At 44.5% G+C, this 12,603-nt stretch carries 8 protein-coding genes; 3 read left to right on the top strand and 5 right to left on the bottom strand.

Annotated elements, in window-relative coordinates; genetic code table 11:
• On the top strand, nt 1-731 hold a 731-nt coding region (locus DN068_RS14370), incomplete at its 5' end, for a T9SS type A sorting domain-containing protein (protein ID WP_165836403.1).
• A gap of 347 nt (nt 732-1,078) precedes the next feature.
• On the opposite strand, the gene DN068_RS14365 is transcribed toward DN068_RS14370, so the two are convergent.
• The 3 genes from DN068_RS14365 to DN068_RS14355 are packed head-to-tail and all read right to left on the bottom strand — an operon-like array spanning nt 1,079 to nt 6,570.
• The gene (locus DN068_RS14365; protein WP_110999628.1) at nt 1,079-4,525 is read right to left on the bottom strand and encodes an ATP-binding protein; all 3,447 of its coding nucleotides are present in this window, start codon (nt 4,523-4,525) and stop codon (nt 1,079-1,081) included.
• A complete protein-coding gene (locus DN068_RS14360) occupies nt 4,506-5,093 on the bottom strand; it encodes a DUF4194 domain-containing protein (RefSeq protein ID WP_110999627.1) in 588 nt (195 codons plus the stop codon). The genes DN068_RS14365 and DN068_RS14360 overlap by 20 nt, the downstream gene beginning before the upstream one ends.
• Nucleotides 5,077-6,570: a DUF3375 domain-containing protein gene (locus tag DN068_RS14355; RefSeq protein WP_110999626.1), complete on the bottom strand. Its 1,494-nt coding sequence runs from the start codon at nt 6,568-6,570 to the stop codon at nt 5,077-5,079. Before DN068_RS14355 ends, DN068_RS14360 begins: the two co-directional genes overlap by 17 nt.
• A gap of 387 nt (nt 6,571-6,957) precedes the next feature.
• Between DN068_RS14355 and DN068_RS14350 the strand changes: the two genes are divergently transcribed.
• Nucleotides 6,958-9,228, top strand: coding sequence for a S8/S53 family peptidase (locus DN068_RS14350; protein ID WP_110999625.1), 2,271 nt, complete (start codon nt 6,958-6,960; stop codon nt 9,226-9,228).
• Nucleotides 9,229-9,420: 192 nt separating this feature from the next.
• Here the strand turns inward: DN068_RS14350 and DN068_RS14345 are convergent, their stop codons facing one another.
• Complete coding sequence (locus tag DN068_RS14345) at nt 9,421-9,900, bottom strand: phosphate-starvation-inducible PsiE family protein (RefSeq protein WP_110999624.1); 480 nt, start codon at nt 9,898-9,900, stop codon at nt 9,421-9,423.
• 63 nt (nt 9,901-9,963) lie between these two features.
• Entirely contained in the window at nt 9,964-10,989 is a 1,026-nt protein-coding gene (locus DN068_RS14340; RefSeq protein ID WP_207798947.1) for an HAD family hydrolase, read from the bottom strand.
• Nucleotides 10,990-11,179: 190 nt separating this feature from the next.
• Between DN068_RS14340 and DN068_RS14335 the strand changes: the two genes are divergently transcribed.
• On the top strand, nt 11,180-12,481 hold the full coding sequence (locus DN068_RS14335; protein WP_110999623.1) for a flavin monoamine oxidase family protein: 1,302 nt from the start codon (nt 11,180-11,182) through the stop codon (nt 12,479-12,481).
• Nucleotides 12,482-12,603 lie beyond the last annotated feature (122 nt).

Raw genomic sequence — 12,603 nt, 5'->3', positions numbered from 1 at the left:
GTTCTTGTAACGCAACTTCTACCGCAACAACAATAACAGTAAATCCAGCACCTACGGCTACAATTACTGCTGCAACTGCAACTACATTCTGTACGGGCGGTTCGGTAGTGTTGAATGCGAATACCGGTACGGGTTTGACTTACCAATGGAAAAATGGAGCAAATGATATTACAGGTGCTACGGGGGCTTCTTATACTGCGACCGCAGCGGGCAGCTATTCAGTGGTTGTTTCAAATACTTCTTGTAATGCTACATCAACTGCTACAACTGTAACGGTAAATCCATTGCCGACGGCTACAATCACTGCAAATGGCATGGCGCTAAGCGTTGGTACATTTAGTTCTTACCAATGGTATATGAACAATCAGACAATTACGGGTGCTACAACGCAGACTTATACTGCTACGCAAAATGGTTCTTATTATGTAGCGGTTACCAACAACGGTTGTACAAATAATTCGGATACGGTGACCTTTAGCAGCACTGGTATGGAAAACGTAAACAGTAAAAATGGTGTAACGGTTTATCCTAATCCTGCTCAGGATGTAGTGTCTATCAACGCGCCTGTTGCTGTAAACGTAACAATCCGTAATATCAATGGCCAGGTAGTATTTGCTGAAAACAATGTACGTCGGGCAGATATCAGTAAACTGGCAAGTGGTCTGTACATGATTTTCGTTACAGACGAAAAAGGTCAGTTGCTGCTGACTGAAAAACTGATGAAGAAATAAACACCCCTAACCCCTGAAGGGGAACGCTCGTGTTATAACACAGGCACACACTATAAAAAAGCCCGGCACATGATTGTGCCGGGCTTTTTGCTGTTCGACATGTTAATGTAATGCATGTCGAACGACAGATGATAGGGATCTCCGATCCCGGTCTTGTATAACAGGATCAGAAATCCGCTCTATCTCTCGTTCGACATGCGCCGGAGGCTAATATGCCGAACAGCGAGTAATAATTCTTACAAAAACGAAGAACTCGTTCCAATGACTGAAACGAGTTCTTTAAATGTTTAGCACCGTAGTGCGGCCGCGGGAAATTTTAATTAATCGCGTTGAGCATTCACCATTGACTATTCACCATTGACTTCTTCAGTCGCCACCTCATTCACCGCAAGGATTTCACCTCTCTTCTCGGCTGAGCTCTCCTGCAGTTCCTTAATCGTCATGTTGTAGATCACACTGTTTTTATTCGCCACGCGCTGCACCAGGTGAACGTGTGCAATAAAGTTTTGTACGATTGCGATCTTGTCACTTGGCGTTACCACCAGCAATTGCAGGTGAAGCTGTTTACAAAGCTCCATGAGGTAAGTTGCCTTTTCCTCATCCTGATTACTGAAGCTTTCATCCACCGCAATAAAGCGAAGACTTCTGCTGTTCTCACCTTCTTTAGTAATGCCAAACTGGTAAGCGATGGCGCTACAAAGAATGGTGTAAGTAAGCTGTGCTTTTTCACCACCCGAAAGCTGACCCATCTGGCGATAAGTTTTCTTCAGTTCGTCGGTGTTGCGATATTTTTCATCCGCCCAGAACTCAAACCAGTTGCGCACATCCAGTACACGAGCTCTGTAGTTTTCACTTTCTTCCAGCTGCGCAATGAGTGGTTGTACTTTCTCTTTAAAGTGCTCCGCTTTTTCTTCGAAACTACTTTGCTGCCAGTTGGCGACCTGAGGTAATGCTTCCAGCAATTTCGCGCGGAATTCTTTTACCGTAGTATCAGCAACCTGTTTATGACCAAGCTGAATGTATGTATCCGGCAGACGGTTGAAGTTGATGGCGCCGAGCGATTGGTTCAGACGCATAATGCTGCGACGGATCTCGTTGCTCCATTTTTCCAGCTCTTCATTCAGACCACCAATTTTATAAGTGATGGTATCGTTGATATAGTTTTCGAAATCGCGTTTGAAGCGCGGCAGGTTTTCTGTTTCCAGTTTTTCCAGCCATTCAATGTATTCTTTCGCGTGCAGTGCATCTTCAGAAAGATATTGCACATCGGCAGACCAATCCGGGAAACGTGTCTGAATCTCAAGGCTAGGGTATTTCAAGCGTACAACCGCTCTTTCTACCTGACCTTTTTCTTTATTCATATCCGTTTCCAGATCACTGATACCTGTTTGGATTTTCTCAGAAAGATCTTTATAAACATTGTCGATGTTGCCAATGTTGAGATTAGACAACGCGTCAGAATGGTGCTGTTGGAAAAGGATCAGCATTTCTTTACCGTTCTCATCAATCAGTTCCACCAATGGTTTCAGATCTTCTTTGAGCTGAATCATTTGTTTTTCTTTCTCTTCACGCAGTGCAATTTCACGGTCCAGAGAAGAACGTTCGCGGTCTTTATTCATCGTGTACTGGCGAATATCTTCCAGTTGGCTGGTCAATGATTTCAGATGATCGCTGCTTTCTTTCAGGCTTTCCATCTGTTCTTCATTGGTGCGTATTTTACGCTGAATGGCGGCCACGTTCATGCTTTCAAAGCCTTCGTGTTCTTCGATACGTTTCAAAGCATACACCTGGTTGTTGATACGCTCCATACGGCGTTTACAACGTTCCAGCGTTTCCTTGTTTTCGTCGATGATCGTCGTAAGTTCTTCACGTCTTCTTTTCAGCGCTTCCCGTTTCTTTTCGTTATTCCAGCCCATTACATAACGGCCGGGATCATTGCGGTCCGGACGGTCATCTTTTTCGTGGCGGTCACGCGATTTGATCAAACCGTTAACGGTGATCGCCTGATCATAACGATCCAGCGTTTTTTCATCGTTCAGGCAAACGAAGTTGAACTGACGAATCACCTGCTGTTCCAGCCATTCAGACATTTTATGTTCCGGATGGAATTCCAGTTTTTCATGCACAGTCCCCGGATCAGGATTCTGATAGATTACCGTATCGTCTACACGGTAGTATACGAGGCGTTTTCCGAGGTTTGTATTATTTACATACTTATTGACACGTTTGTAAAATTTCTCCGGAATCAAGAGACGTAACGCAAATCCGTGCAGCAATTTTTCCAGTGCCGCTTCCCATTTCATTTCATCACGATGCACCTGCATCAGTTCACCGGCAAAAGGAAGGTCACCGGTTTCAAGTTTCAGTTCCGCACAAATGTCTTTGCGCAGTTGAATCAAATGACCAGGGATATTGTTTTTGGAATGAAGCATGTTGTTCAGCTCCTTCTCCAGTTCCTCACGCTCGCTCACTGCTTCTTTAAAAGTATCCTTCGCTTCAAATTCGTCTTCGTCGATCAGGCGTTTCTCTGTTTCGATTTTCAGATTTGCCTTACGCGTTTCCGATTTCGCGCGTTTGTACATTGTTTCATCGGTAACTTCCTCCGTTTGCTCTTCCAGTTTCAGGGTGTGACACCATTCCGTAAAGACCAATCTGTTTTTCTCCGCCATCTGCAGCGCCGCACTGAGTTCTTTCGCATCTTGCTCCAGTTGTTTCAGACGCTGACCAGCTTTATTCTGCTCCATCTGGTTGCGCGTAGAGCGTTCCTGTTCGTGGAGGTCACGGATCTCATTCTTACAGGCTTCCAGGCTGGCATGCAAACCTTTGATGGTTGCATTTTCCTCCAGAATGGCGTCCTGCAGGAGATTGTATTTCGTATAACGGTTCCAGATCGTAGCGGTTTCCATTTTCACACGCGCTTCCTTCAGCAGTTCCTTGTTGGATTCATACTTCTGGTAGTGCTGTTGCAATGGCTTCAGCAATTTGATCTGTTCTTCCGATTTTTCAATATTGCGCTGTGCATCAATCAGTGTGGCGAGGTGTTTTTTGAGTTCCATGAACTCCTCTTCCATATTGCGCGGCTCCAGCATGTGCGTACGGATAAACTCATCGAGGTTACCCAATACTTTGATACCAACCGTTTGGTTGAAAAGGCTCAATGCCTGCAGGCTTTGCATACCCAGCACATCCACGAGACGCTGCGCATATTTGCTCGCTGCATCGTACCATTCTACCTGCTTGCGACCAGCTTTATTGTATTTCGCATCGATCGCTTTTTTCCAGTTACCGGCAAGGTCAAACGGCTTGAAATCTTCATCAACGTGCAATGCTTTATGTGCCACACCGAAGATTTTTTTCATTTCACCGTTGGCAAAATAACGCACCTGAAACAGCGTTACTGTCTGTTCGGTTTCGTTGGCGAAATTCACCAGCAAAATGCTGTATGCTTCTTCTTTTTGTTCACGCAGATAAAGCGTACGCGTAACGCCCGTCAGTTCGTTGTTGAGCGTGGCATAACCACCGAGTACATATGATTCTTCGGTACGGTCACCTTTCTTTTCACTACCGGATGACTGGTTGTAAAAACGGTATTTTTTCTCCGGAACAATCAGTGTCAGCAGTGCATCCACGAAAGTGGTTTTACCACTACCGTTAGCGCCTGTCAGCAATGATGTTTCGCCTTCCGGTTTGATAGAGTACACATGGTTGTCAAACGTACCCCAGTTAAATACTTCCAGGTATTGCAGGCGAAAGCCCGACTTCTGATTGTCTGTGTTAAATACGTTGAGCTGCATGTTCCGTCAGTTTATCTTTGAATTGTTCTAAAACCTCGCTGTCTATTTTTGCTTTGATCAGCTTTTTAATGCGGTATTTCTGTTCGTCCATCATTTCATGATCTTCGATCTTATCCAGAAAACCGTTTTCTTCCGCTTTATCAATCAGCCTGTCCAGCTCTTTCATGAATTTTACGCGGCTCATATTTTCTTTGAAGAAAAGCTCAGCGTATTCACGGATCTCGCGGCGTTTTTTTACCAGCTCGCGTGATGTTACTTCGCCAATTTCAAATTCAGCCATCATTTCACGCAGCAAAATAAGCAGCACACTTTCGTCGTAAGAAAAAGCACGGCGCTGCATCCAGGTGACACCAGCCTCGTCTTCCTCGTCAACGATATGGCGCAGATAAGCATAGCCATCCTCTTCATCGATGATCAGTTGCAGACCGAGTTGTTGTAAAAACAGGATCAGTTCTTTTTTATAGAGCAACAGTTTCTCCCATGCTGCGCGTTCCAGGTATTCTACCGGACCTTTCAGCAGTTTGATAAAAACCGAGGTATATGGCAATATTTTAGTTGGCTGACTCATTTTCTTCTTCTTTTATTTTTCCAAACAATAAATAAGGCACTTCAATAAATCTGGTTTCTGATTCATCAAGCGGAATCAGTTCTTTCATATTGGAGAGTACCTGCACTCTGGCGCCTTTGTCTCTCAAAAAGCTGTAGTACGAGATGATTTCGCCTACACCATGTTCCAGTTTTTCCTGTTCGATGATCTCGCGCAGCGTTACTGTTTGTTTCAGCTTCAGTACATTTTCTACTTTGCCCCAGAGCTTCTTTTTATCGATATGGCTCATCTGCAGCAGGCGGCCAAAACGTTCGGGATCTTCAATGCTTTCAATAGCTACCGACGGTTGTTTTACTTCAGCCAGTGGCGCTTTCAGCTCTAAGTTGATGCGACGGTCCATCACGATTTTTATGTCGGCGCCGTCTTCAATTTCTACACCGAAATCTATATCATCGTCCATCACTTCCAGAATCGCATTTTTCACGCTGTTGATCTGCTGACGCAAACGGCGGTGACGCGCAATTTCTTTTTCGGTAATGATACGGCTCAGTTTTTCAGCCATTTTATCGTTGGCTTCATAAACCAGACGGCCCTGATGCAGCAACAGTGATTTTATGTTTTGCAGGAAAAGTGCATCGTTGTTGATGTTCCGATCTTCGAGCAAAGTCACCAGTTGATTCATCAATAGGCGCCATTCTTCCTGACCTGCACGGGAAATCAAAAAGTCCCAGAAACCATAAAAGCTCTTGCCCTGATTGCTGTGACGCAGTGCATCATAAGCTTCAAACGCATAACCAATGATGGCTCCTTTGTTGGATTCTGCCTTGGTATGTTGTTCTACGATATCGCGGTGGATCTGTTTGAAGTTATCTTCCACTTCGCGGAAATCGCTGAGTAGTTCGTAACACAGTTTGGTAAACAAATCCAGACGTTCGTGTACCTGGGCGTTGCTGTAGACTTCTACCGGTGCGCCAAATTCCAGCGCTTTGATTTCGCGGTCTATTTCGGCGCGGCGGTTTTTCAGTTCTTCCAGTCTTTTGTTCTTATCGTCTTCCGTTTTTTCCACCATTTCCTTCAATGAAGTAAACAGCATTTTAAAACGGCTTTCGGTACCTACGAAATCTCTTTTATCGAGACTTTGCAGCCATTGGAAAACTTTTTCGGTATAAGAGCTCAACTGGTACATCGTGTGACCTTCTGCGTCGGGAAAATCCTGCAGAATGCGTTTTTGTACCCAGTTGAAAAGATATTTTCGTGCGCGACTTTCTTCGTTTTCACCTGCCTCTATTTTCACTTCCTCCCAGTCTTCGCTGTTATCTCCCTGTTCTGCTAAAAGATCAGACAGCATAGTGGTCAGCTGCATCTCCGAAATGGAGAAACGGTCAGATTCTTTGTAGACACTGTACAGGAAGGGCAATATCCAGGTAGCATTCCGCATACGGAGTATCTGGATAGCTGAAGACGAGTCAAGTAATTGCGCGATGTTCCTGATTTGCATGATTCGGTATTGAAATTTACCTCGGGGTGTCAAAAATAATAAATACCGCTGCTTTACGCGGACAAAACTGTCCACAAACCGGGTGGATAAAACGATACATATAAACAGTTGACAATTGACAGTTGATAATTGACAGTGACCGAGTTAACGGTTGATAGTTGACAATGGACAATTGGTAGCAAACAGATATTTAAATTTATCCACAATTCAGTTGGAAAATGGCAGTTGACAATTAGCGGCGACTATATTTTGCGGCATAGTTGCCTGGGCTATTGGTTTAAGCACATTGAAGGACGAATTGCAAATAACTGTCAATTGTCAACTGTCAATTGTCAATTGTTTGTTTGACTGATAAGAAGTAGTTTTATATGTTATTATCCACCAGAAATGAAAAAACTTTATTCACTTTTATTGCTTTCCTGTCTGTCGGCTCCGGTGTGGGCGCAAAATCAGCAGGGAAATACGCCCAAGCTTTCGCCAGTAGCCAGACAATACATGCTGGAACTTAAAAAATCGGGTAATACCGGCGAAATAATGCCGGGATATGTTTACCGTAAAATGGCTAACGGCCAGACCTGCGTCAGTGCTTTGATTAAAGTCTCTGATGCTGCGATGGCCAACGATAATCTGAAAAATATCGGTGTGTATATCGGCACAAAAGCCGGTGATATCTGGACGGTGCAGGTGCCGGTAGAGAAAATGGCCCCATTTACCATAACTCCGGGTGTTTCTTATATTCAGCTTGATGAGCCGATTCGTCCTAATCTTGACGTAGCGCGCAAAACCACCAGAGTAGACTCAGTGCAGGGTGGCTACAATCTGCCTATGGGTTACAGCGGTAAAGATGTGGTAATGGGCGTGATCGATTTTGGTTTTGATTATACGCATCCTACTTTTTACGACACATTGGGTACCAGGTATCGCATTCAGCGCGTTTGGGAACTCGACGGAACAGGCACGCCTCCTCCTGGATATGCTTACGGTCGTGAAGACAGAGATACGAATTCGATCCGTCAGCATGGAACGGATAATCCGCATCAGATGCATGGCACTTCTGTAACGGGTATTGCAGCTGGTTCCGGATTTGGCAGTGCAACCAACAGCCGTTTTCGCGGTATGGCTTATGACGCAGATATCGTGCTCGTAGGCGTGCGTCGCGACAGTATTGGAGGCCAATGGATGCAGGGTAGTTTTACTGATTTTATCGATGGCGTCAGCTATATTTATCGTTACGCAGATTCAGTGCATAAACCGGCTGTAGTAAACATCAGCTGGGGATCTCATTCCGGCGCGCACGATGGCACCTCACTTTTCAATCAGGCCTGTGACAACATGACCGGTGCCGGTAAGCTGCTGGTGATGAGCGCAGGTAACGAAGGCCAGGAAAACATTCACCTGAGCAAAACATTTACAGCCACAGATACCACCATCAGTACATTTCTGACATTTACGCCAACTACTTATCAGCGCACCTGGGTTGATGTTTGGGGCGAACCTGGTAAAACATTCTGTGGTGAAGTAACCTTGTATAAAAACGGTGTGGCTGGTAATACTACTCAGTTTGTTTGTATCGACGATAACATTCATGACACGATGCTGATTGGTTCTGCGGGCAATGATACTTGCACGGTGCAGTTCATTACTTCCTCTGCCGAGCCGAATGGCAAGCCGCGTATGACCATCAATCTTTTCAACAAGACTGCAGACAGCGTCGGCGTATCGCTGAAAGGTACAAGTGGCACAATCAATGCCTGGGATGAATACTACTATTATGGTTTCCCGCATGGTTTTCAAAGTGCGTTCGACAGTCTGGGCAAACCTTGGGCTACAACTGGTAATACCATTACCACGGTAAGCGAAATGGGTGCTGCACAATCGGTATTGCTGGTAGGCGCATACGCTTCAAAAATTACTTTCACAGACATTAATAACCAGCATCGGAGCTACGCTAACTACGTTCCTGCAAATCGCCTCGTTCCGTTTTCCAGCCATGGCCCAATGATCGACGGTCGTATTAAACCGGATATTACAGCTCCCGGACTTACGCTGGCTACTTCCGTTACTTCGTTTGATACTTCTTATACACCAACCGGTTCAAACAGCGATAACGTAGTCAGCGAATATGTGCAGCCAGGTACAGGCAAGAAATACTATTATGCAGAATTTATCGGTACTTCTGCTTCTTCACCGGCGGCGGCTGGTATTGTGGCTCTGCTGCTGCAGGCAAATCCTGCGCTGACACCGACGCAGCTGAAAACTGTATTGTTCAGCACGGCAATTGTAGATAATTATACCGGAGCTATTCCGCCTACAGGAAATAATAACTGGGGCCATGGTAAAATCAATGCATATGCAGCGATCAAACAAGTAATACAGGATGCGGGTGTTTACAATTTTCAGGGTAAAAAACTGGATTGCGTATTGTTCCCGAATCCAAACGAAGGTGTGTTTACGCTCGACTATACAGGCAACAGAAGCGAAAAGCTGAACATCGCTGTGTATAATATTTCTGGCAGTCTGGTGACATCTCAGGAATGGAGTGTAAGCAGTGGGCAAAATCAAAAAGAATTGAACTTGTCTAATCTTGCAAAAGGCTATTACGTAGTGAAACTTATGTCTGCTACGGGGTCTGTGTCCATTAAAACGCTGGTGAAATAATTGAAATCGCGGATGTTTGAATTGCTTTGTGAGTTGGCGAAGTAATTAAATACATCGTCATGTCGAGGATAGGAGACATCCCGCGAAATATTGATTTTGAAAAGTAAACTTGTTAAACATCAGATGTTTTAAAGTATAGCAAAAGAGGCTTCGCATTGCGAAGCCTCTTTTGTTTGCTTGTCATTTTTAATTTCATGATTTTTCCTTTTCTTCCGGTTCAATTGCGTCGAGTTTTTCCTCTAGTTCTCTATCTTTCTTCGACAATGATCTTGTAACCAGAAAGTAGCCTGCAGACAGAGAAAATAAGAGAATAGCAGTGCCGGTATCTTGTTCTGGAGTTCCATGTGTGGCATCAGTCATTAATATCTTTCGACTCACAGCAATCAGACATACCAGCAGGATAACGCGGATTTTAGTTTCATGGTGTTGTTTAAAAACGCGAATGGTTTCCACGATTTCCAGGGTCAGCAGCACATTAAAAAACAGGATGATGAGTTCCCGGCCTTGTTCCGGGTTATAGTCGAAATCAAATTTTGGAATACGTGTAACAAGCCTCAGAAGTGTTTCCCAGAAAAGTTCCAGGGTCTGGAACAAGACAAAAAACATACCTAGACCCAACAGTATATTGGAAATAAGCTGCTCAAATTTTTTATAAAACTTATCGATGGTCATATGCTTTCTGTTTGGCGGACGTGAGTGATGCTCCGGAGTAGTCAGTCCCGGGATGGTAGTCGGTTACTTAGTAAAAATTGTTTTCCAGTCATTTTTCATGCTCGCTACATGCCAATTGTTTTTTGCTGCAGCTTTCAACGATGCTGTATCTTTTTCCTGGTAGAAAAATTCACGTACAGAATCGTCATGATTAATGATCATCTGAAATGATGCATATTTATTGCTCTGGCAATATTCCAACATCGCAATATCGCCGCCGGAGCGTTCGTTGCCACATGCAAATACCGGGCGCTGACCAATTACGATCTGAATACCGACTGGTTTTTTCTTCTGATCGTTGAAGTGCCACAGCGCCTGTTTTCTATAATTGGTGCGGTTGCTGTCAATGAATTCATACTGGAACATTGTGCCAATTACCTGTTCCTTTGGAATGCCATAATAGTCCTTCGAAATGACACGCATAAAATCAACATCACCGCCTGAGCAGAGGAATGTTTTAAAGCCATTTGCGCGTAAATACGTCAGCAATTCAATCTGCGGCTGATAAGTAATGTTTTTGATCGGAACCTCTGGCCTGGGATAGTGAGCAGTGGAAAAAAATGCTCGAGCAGCAGCTTCATAATCGTCTTCGCTCATGCCGGCTTGAGTGCTTATAACCACTTCCAGCAAAGCTTTCTCGCCGTTTTTCTGAAAATAGGCTTTGTCTTTTTCGGCTATTGCTTTGAACGGTTGTTTTTGCGCGAGCGCTGGATTTTTCTCCATCATTTTTCCGGCCATGTAATAGGCAAATAATTCTTGTACCAATGGTTGTTCGGCCCAAAGTGTGCCATCATTGTCGAAAGTGGCCATACGCGCTTCTTCTGGTATGAAATCCGGCGAACCTTGTTTGGTTACTTTAGTTACGTATGCAATGATTGATTGTTTCAATGCGCCGTCATTCCAGGATGGAAGCGGGTCTGAAGTCGTTTTGTCAGCGGCTTTTGTAGTGTCGGTTTTGTTGTCTCCGCTGGGTTGGCAACTTTGGGTAGTAGTAGTGAGTAATGCGCCCGCTAACATAGCGCCGGCCCATAAACAGGAAGTGATTTTCATAATGCATGTTTTTGGTGGCAAATACTTTTTTTCCGTCAACTATTGCGTCGTCAATCAATCTGTAATACTGTTATTAAATATAAATAAAATATTGAAATTATTAATGTCTGTTTTGCCATCACTCAGTTATTAAACAAATTTGTTTGTCAGGGTTGAAGCCTTTACCTTTTAAACGCAATTTTTTCGAAGCATGGAAAATGATATACTGATTGTTGGTGCCGGAGCGGCGGGTTTGATAGCCGCACATCTTTTGGCGCAAAAGGGATTTAAAGTAACAGTACTCGAAGCCCGCAACCGTATCGGCGGGCGGATACACACGATGTATGACGATGGATTTAGTCCGTTTGCAGAATTAGGTGCAGAGTTTATTCACGGCGACCTTCCGGTGTCGCTGGCATTACTAAAAGAGGCGGATGTTGCCTATCATAAAACAGAAGGCGAGATGTGGCAATTTAAGGATGGCTGCTTTTCGCAGGAAGATCATTTTATTGAAGATTGGGATTATCTCGTGGCGCAATTGCACAAAGTGACAGATGATATGACGGTTGATGAATTCCTCGAAAAATATTTGTCCGGCGAGCAGTACGTGGAATTGCGCAAAGCAGTGATCCGATACGCGAACGGTTATGACACGGCAGATACAAGCGATGCGAGTATTTTGGCCATTCGCAGAGAATGGGAAGAAGAGGAGTCCGGAGATCAGTACAGGCCGGATACCGGGTATATTTCGCTGCTTGAATATCTCGAAAAATCTTGTGTTGCCAATGGCGGTACAGTTCATTTATCTGCCGTGGCAAAGGAAATACAATGGAAGGAAAATGAAGTGACAGTTATTACTGCGGATGGCAGAAGGTTTGATGCAGGAAAAATCATTATCACTGTTCCCGTAAATGTATTGCAGGCAGCGGATGCTATCGCAAATTTTCATTTCTCTCCGGAAATTCCCGGTTATAAGCAAGCCGTGAATGGTATGGGAATGGGAGCGATTATCAAATTGCTGTTTCAGTTTAATGATGAATTTTACAACGAGTCATTATTACATGATCGTCGTGGTGTGGATATGACTAAACTTGAATTTCTTTTCTCGGAAGAAATCATACCGACGTGGTGGACACAGTATCCACGTAAAAGCGGCTTGCTGACAGGCTGGTTTGGCGGGCCGAAAGCCAGAGGAATAGCACAAGGTTCCGATGAGGAAATTTTACAGATCGGATTGCAGTCACTTGCGAATATTTTTTCACTTCCGGTAGAAACGCTGCGCGAAAATCTTACTGCGTGGAACATCGCTAATTGGACCAAAGATCCTTTTGCGTTGGGTTCGTACAGTTATGAAACCACGAAATCTGCGGAAGCGAAGCGACAGCTTTATGAACTTGTACCCAATACCATCTTTTTCGCCGGGGAAGCTATGTATGAAGGCCCGGCTATCGGCACTGTAGAAGCTGCTTTCGTAAGTGGTAAGCAGGTAGCCGCCCGGCTGACACGTCAATAGAAAAACTGTTTAATCGTCTCTTTATAGGCGCTCCGACGGCATTGTCGGGGCGCCTGATTGTTTTTGGGCAAGCTGATCGAGTCGGTCTGTGTGGATAAAATTAGAATGTCCGCTCAATATAG

The sequence above is a fragment of the Taibaiella soli genome (assembly GCF_003236175.1).
Taxonomy (GTDB): Bacteria; Bacteroidota; Bacteroidia; order Chitinophagales; family Chitinophagaceae; genus QKTW01.
The sequence above is the reverse complement of the archived record's forward strand: the minus strand, read 5'-3'. Positions and strand labels throughout refer to the sequence as shown.